The sequence below is a fragment of the Defluviimonas sp. D31 genome (genome assembly GCF_033436765.1).
Lineage (GTDB): Bacteria > Pseudomonadota > Alphaproteobacteria > Rhodobacterales > Rhodobacteraceae > Albidovulum.
Window position 1 is genome coordinate 1 of the sequence record NZ_JAWQFN010000039.1, and the last position, 5,489, is coordinate 5,489.

Consider the following 5,489-nt stretch of genomic DNA (forward strand, 5'->3'; position numbering starts at 1 on the left):
AGAAATCAATGAAGCGCTATGGTCGACCGCACATTTTCGTCACCGACAAGCTGCGCTCCTATAGCGCCGCATTGAGGGAGGTTGGTGCGACCGACCGCCAGGCAACTGGTCGCTGGCTCAACAATCGGGCGGAGAATTCGCACCTGCCGTTCCGACGACGAGAACGGGCAATGCAGCGATTTCGGCGGATGCGAAGTCTGCAGATGTTCGCCGCCGTCCACGCCTCGGTCGTCAATCATTTCAATCAGGAACGCCACCTCTATTCGCGACAAAACTTCAAGCTCAACCGCGCCGCCGCTCTCGCCGAGTGGCGCGGCCTCGGCGCGTCATAAGGGACAGCGCTCCTGCCCTTGTGGAGACGGGTTCGAATTGGTCGGACACCACCCTCGGCACGTTTCTTGCGGATCTCGGCGGCGAACATCGGTCCGAAACGCTGCCACCAGAACCGGACCGATTCATGGCTTATGTCGATGCCACGCTCGTGCAGCAGGTCCTCGACGTTACGGAGCGAGAGCGGGAAGCGCACGTACATCATCACCGCCAGGCGGATGATCTCGCGGCTCGTCTTGAAGTATTTGAACGGGTCAGGTTTCGACATCAAGCGACGCTAGTCGGCGCCCTGCCTCGCCGCAAGCCAGGTTCCTCTGACACCGCCGTCCTGCCAGTCTCAACCGGATTCCTTCTGACAGCGCTGTTGGGGAGGCTCAGCCCCATGTGGCAACGTTCAACGCCAAAAGTACACAGGCCGCCTCGCGACGAACCTGAACGCCCTCACGCCGTGGCGTCAGTTTGTCGGTTCCTGGCTGAGCGGCTCCGCCATCCCGGCCACCTCTTCTGGCACGGGAGCAGGATAGCCGATACCCACCTGATAGAGCGTCGTTACCCCGACGGCGGAAACCGAGTTTGCAGAGTAGTCCTGGCAGTAGTTGCAGAGCTGGTCCTGCTCGGAAACATAGGTGGCTAACAGGGCTGGAGGTTCGTCGGCCAAAGCCGAGCCAGATTGACAAAGAATGCCCGTCACCGCCACTATGAGGCACTTCCGTGGATGCGGCCGAGAGATATGCATGTCCACCTCCTTGTGAAGTTAGTGCTGTCTCCGTATTTTGTATTTGCGCAGGCACCGCGACCGGCGTTCGGTTCACTGGACACTGATCGCCACCGGGTGTCCTGCTCATCATTTCGTAGCACCATTCCCACTCAGGATCGCCCCGCATTTGGGGGGAATGAAGGCAATCAGACGATCCGCGCGGGGCCGATCGGGCGGCCTGGGCGGACGTATTCGGCAGGAAAATGAGGGGCAGCACGGAACTGGGACGCTGCGGATGAACGATCGCTTCGAAACGGCACTCGAATCCATCTACGATTCAGCCTTGGACCCTTCGCGCCTGCCCGATGCGCTCCAGCACATTGCGGATTGCTTCGGCGATGTCGGTGCGTCCGTCGTGTGGGCGCGCGACGACGGCGCCATCGGCACCATCGTCGCGCCAAGCCAGCAGCGCGAGCAGATCCTCTATGAGGACGGCGCCTGGAATACGCGCGACCTGCGGGCGATCCGCGCCATCGAGCGGGGATATTTCTTCAGCGGAGAGCCATTCACGGACCGACATCTCTGCTCCGAAGAGGAAATGCGCTCTGCCCCGATCTATGCCGATTTCCTGTTGCCGCTGGGGATCGCCTGGATCGGCGGGGTCGCGGTTTCGCCGGATCCGCGTGTCGGCGTGCTGCTGTGCGTCCATCGCAGCGAGAACCGCCCGGCCTTCTCCGAGGCCGAGTTGGCAGAGATTGCCCGGTTCGGCCGGCACCTGGAACGGTCGCTGCGCCTGGGCATACACCTGTTCGACGCGCGGCAGCTGGAAAATGGATTGGGCGATGCGCTGGCCCGTCTTCACATCGGGGTCTTCGCACTCGATCCGCGCGGGCGAGTTCTGTTTTCGAATGCGGTGGGCGAGCAGTTGATCGGTGACGGTCTTGGCCTTGCGAACGGCCGTCTTGTCGCGGAAGAGGCCGGAGCACGCGGGCGCCTGGAGACCGCGCTGATCGGAGCGTCCTCGCCGGTCCGGGCCAAGAAACTGGGCGAGCTTGGGCCCGTTATGGTCCATCGTGGTAGGGGAAAGCGCCCCATCGCTGTCTACGCATTGCCCCTTCTCAATGCGATCGGCCCCGCTGCCGAGATCTTTGCCCACGCGAGAGTGGTCGTCGTCGCGATGGACCCAGACACGGGCGCCCCCACCGATCCGGCGGTCGTTCGCGATCTGCTGGGGCTGACGCTGGGCGAAGCGCGGGTTGCAGCCTTGGTGGGTGCCGGGGTTCCGCCCCAGGAAGCGGCCAAACGCCTTGGCATCACCGAAGAGACGGCTCGTTGGACATTGAAGCAGGTTTTCTCAAAGACCGGCATTTCGCGCCAGAGCGAACTGGTTCATCTTCTGAGCAGGCTCGCCCTGGACTGAACACCTAGTCGGCGCCCTGCCTCGCCGCAAGCCAGGTTCCTCTTACACCGCCCCCATGCTTGACATGGGCATTTGACGATGTGCGCCACGGATGGGGCGTCTCGACAAGCACGCGTGTTGGTGACAGTCTCGTTGGGCCAAGACCGCCCAAGGTGGCATGACCTTAGATCCGTCAAGTTCAAGCGTACCGCGAGGAGACGCTATACCATTCGACGCCGCACGACGTCGCGCCTTTGCCGACTTCGCGCTTCGCACTCGATATGACGATATCCCGTTGCGCACGCGTGAGCGCGTGAAGGATTATTGCCTCGACCTGATCGGGGTGAGCGCGGCGGCGGCACAGATCGAGGCCGCGAGAATCGGGCGGGAAATGGCGGTCAGGCAGATGAGCGCGGGCGCCGATGACGCACGCGCACGCATCTTGTTCGATGGACGTTGCGCGAGTCTTGTCGGCGCCGCCTATGCCGGTGCGACGCAGATCGACAGCCTTGATGCGCATGATGGGTATAGTGCCGCTAAAGGCCATGCCGGGTGCGGTCTTCTGCCAAGTCTCCTGGCCTTTGCAGAAAGAAAGGGCGAATTGACCGGGGAAGACTTCCTGACATCTCTGGTCGTCGGATACGAAATCGCATGCCGCGCCGGCCTAGCGTTGCACGGCACGGTGTCCGATTACCATACGTCCGGCGCTTGGGTGTCACTCGCCGTCGCCGCGCTCGGCGTTCGATTGCTCAATCCGCACCCCGATATCCTGCGCCATGCGATTGGAATCGCGGAGTATCATGGCCCGCGTAGCCAGATGATGCGCGAGATCGGCAATCCCACGATGCTGCATGATGGTTCGGGATGGGGTGCCATGGTCGGCGTCTCGGCGGCGGAATTGGCCCTAATGGGTTACTCCGGCGCGCCAGCCGTGACAGTGGAAGGCGACGACGCATCCGTCTACTGGGAGGATCTCGGCCACACGTGGTTGACGGATCGGCAAAACATCAAGCTCTATCCGATATGCCGATGGGCGCATGCGCCGGTCAAGGCCGCGCTAGATCTGTGCGCGGCGCACCATCTCCAAGCCTCCGACATTGCGTCGATCCACGTTGAGAGCTTCCACGAAGCCACGCGCCTCGCGCGCGGGATTCCGGAGACCACCGCCGTGGCGCAGTACAGTCTGGACTATCCGGTTGCCGCCGCTTTGGTCTGCGGCGCACTCGGTGCCCATGAGGTCTCGGGGAAGACCTTCCATGACCCAGAGATCGCACGGCTTGTATCAGTGACCACGGTGGCCGAATGTCCGCACTGCAACGCCAACTTCCCGGCCGATCGTCTCGGTCGCACGATCCTCACCACATTCGACGGCCGCACATGCGACTCCGGCATCGTCCGCGCGCCGGGCGAACACTCCAACCCAATTTCACGAGACGGTATTGTAGAGAAGTTCCGCACGTTCACTGCACCGGTTCTGTCGGCTGAGCGAAGGGCCTCGATTGAGCATGCCGTGTTCTCGCTGGGCAATCGGCCTGACGCCCTGTCAGCATTGCAACAAGCGCTCTACGAACCGATCGTATATTCAGGCGTGGCCCATCATTCGCACTAGACGCACGACTCGACGAGCCCCAATATTTCCCTGACTGCAGTCTGTTGACGCAGACGTGATGCGGGAAGAAATGATGTTGAGCTGGAATCGCCGAGGCGAGGGGCCAGATGTCCTGCTGGTCCATGGATTTCTAAGCAGCGGGCTGATCTTCAGCCCGTTGACCGATCATCTGTCGGACGACTTCTCCGTCACGACCATTGACCTTCCCGGCTTCGGCGAAAGCCATGACATAGCTGTGCCGCCGACCGTCGAAGAGCAAAGTGAGCTTGTGCTGGAAACCGTAAAATCCATCGGCTTGAAGAAATTTTCAATTCTCGGCCATTCGCTTGGGGCGATGATCGCTCTTGAGATCAGCCTCCGGCATCGAAATCTGTTGGAAAAGATGGTTCTCTACGGAGGCTGTCCCGACGGTTTCCTGCCGGACCGCTTTGAATCTACCGAAAGCAGCGTCAGGAAGCTCGAAGAAAAGGGTATGGAGGCGTTTGCGGCCGGCATCGCCGCAGAATGGTTCCGACGCGACAAGGATGACCCGATGTTCAGTTTCGCGCTCAAGGCCGGCGCGCGATCGAACCCGGACGGCGCGTTCGTCCACCTCAGATCCTGGGATCATTGGAAGGCCAGAGACCGGTTGGGGGATGTCACGACATCAACTCTCGTGGCCTGCGGTGATGGCGATCGCTCTACGCACCCCGACTTGTCCATCGAGATGTGGAGAAAGATTCCCAACGCCCAGCTCTTCATTGCACCGAACGCAGGTCACGCCTTTCACCTCGAGATGCCAGAAACCTTCAACTTGATCGTCGAGCGGTTCCTGAAGGAGTAAGGCGATGTCAGAGGAACCTGACTTGCGGCGAGGCAGGGCGCCGACTAGCGTCGCTTGATGTCGAAACCTGACCCGTTCAAATACTTCAAGACGAGCCGCGAGATCATCCGCCTGGCGGTGATGATGTACGTGCGCTTCCCGCTCTCGCTCCGTAACGTCGAGGACCTGCTGCACGAGCGTGGCATCGACATAAGCCATGAATCGGTCCGGTTCTGGTGGCAGCGTTTCGGACCGACGTTCGCCGCCGAGATCCGCAAGAAACGTGCCGAGTGCTTGCGTTCTGGGCCGCAGTGGCAATGGCATCTCGACGAGATGTTTGTGAAGATCAACGGCGAGCGGCACTACCTCTGGCGGGCCGTCGAGGCGCTGTCAGAAGGAATCTGGTTGAGACTGGCAGGTCGGCCTCGTAGCGTCCGGCCATGACGAAACGCGACTCTTTCAAGTATTTCCACAGCAGCCCGGAGATAATCCGCCTTGCAGTGATGCTCTATGTCCGGTTCCCGCTGTCGCTTCGGAACGTCGAGGACCTGCTTCACGAGCGCGGGATCGAGATCAGCCACGAGTCGGTGCGGTTCTGGTGGCAGCGTTTCGGCCCGATGTTCGCCGCCGAGATACGCAAGAAACGGGCGGA

Annotated in this window: 5 protein-coding genes and 3 pseudogenes; 6 read left to right on the forward strand and 2 right to left on the reverse strand. The window is 61.4% G+C overall.

Translation table 11 applies throughout. The features are described 5' to 3' along the window. Positions 1-332 (forward strand): DDE-type integrase/transposase/recombinase (locus R5H32_RS20470; protein WP_318340493.1); only part of this gene is annotated, 332 nt, incomplete at its 5' end. 53 nt (positions 333-385) lie between these two features. Here R5H32_RS20470 and R5H32_RS20475 read toward each other — a convergent pair. Together R5H32_RS20475 and R5H32_RS20480 are read right to left on the reverse strand one after the other, a co-directional pair. Beyond that, positions 386-598 (reverse strand): annotated as a pseudogene (locus tag R5H32_RS20475) (IS6 family transposase); the annotation flags it as partial. Between the two features lie 186 nt (positions 599-784). After that, the gene (locus R5H32_RS20480; RefSeq protein WP_318340494.1) at positions 785-1,066 is read right to left on the reverse strand and encodes a hypothetical protein; all 282 of its coding nucleotides are present in this window, start codon (positions 1,064-1,066) and stop codon (positions 785-787) included. Positions 1,067-1,322: 256 nt separating this feature from the next. Here R5H32_RS20480 and R5H32_RS20485 point away from each other — a divergent pair, with 256 nt between their 5' ends. From R5H32_RS20485 to R5H32_RS20505, 5 genes and pseudogenes are all read left to right on the forward strand, one after another. Further along, on the forward strand, positions 1,323-2,447 hold the full coding sequence (locus tag R5H32_RS20485; protein WP_318340495.1) for a helix-turn-helix transcriptional regulator: 1,125 nt from the start codon (positions 1,323-1,325) through the stop codon (positions 2,445-2,447). 157 nt (positions 2,448-2,604) lie between these two features. Beyond that, positions 2,605-4,035, forward strand: a complete 1,431-nt coding sequence (locus tag R5H32_RS20490; RefSeq protein ID WP_318340496.1) for an MmgE/PrpD family protein — start codon at positions 2,605-2,607, stop codon at positions 4,033-4,035. A gap of 58 nt (positions 4,036-4,093) precedes the next feature. Then, complete coding sequence (locus R5H32_RS20495) at positions 4,094-4,858, forward strand: alpha/beta hydrolase (protein ID WP_318340497.1); 765 nt, start codon at positions 4,094-4,096, stop codon at positions 4,856-4,858. 57 nt (positions 4,859-4,915) lie between these two features. Further along, positions 4,916-5,221, forward strand: a pseudogene (locus R5H32_RS20500) (IS6 family transposase); the annotation flags it as partial. Positions 5,222-5,277: 56 nt separating this feature from the next. Next, positions 5,278-5,489 (forward strand): annotated as a pseudogene (locus R5H32_RS20505) (IS6 family transposase); the annotation flags it as partial.